Source organism: Halomonas sp. ND22Bw (assembly GCF_003011945.1).
In the GTDB taxonomy this organism is placed as follows: domain Bacteria; phylum Pseudomonadota; class Gammaproteobacteria; order Pseudomonadales; family Halomonadaceae; genus Halomonas; species Halomonas halophila.
The window spans coordinates 1-268 of record NZ_PXWD01000954.1 but is presented as its reverse complement, the minus strand read 5'-3'; the positions used below and the strand labels follow the sequence as shown (position 1 = coordinate 268).

1 pseudogene is annotated in these 268 nt (G+C 66.8%); it reads right to left on the bottom strand.

Annotation, left to right across the window (positions count from 1 at the left end):
• Positions 1 to 241 (bottom strand): annotated as a pseudogene (locus tag CVH10_RS20995) (PQQ-dependent dehydrogenase, methanol/ethanol family); the annotation flags it as partial.
• Positions 242 to 268: the final 27 nt, after the last annotated feature.

Below are 268 nucleotides of genomic sequence, written 5' to 3'. Positions count from 1 at the left end.
GCGGATTATTGGGCACGTCGCGCGCCTTGCCGATCGCATAGCCGATCGACAGCGGCAGCGCGCCGCCGCGCCCGGCCAGCACCGCGACATATTGCTTGCCCTTGACCATATAGGTCGCCGCGCCCGCCATGATCCCGGTGCCCGCCGGGAAAGCGAATAGCTGCTTGCCGGTATCGGCGGCATAGGCACGGAATTCGCCCAGCGACGTGCCTTGGAACACCAGATTGCCCGCGGTCGCCATCGTCCCGCCGTTCCATGACGTCGGGTA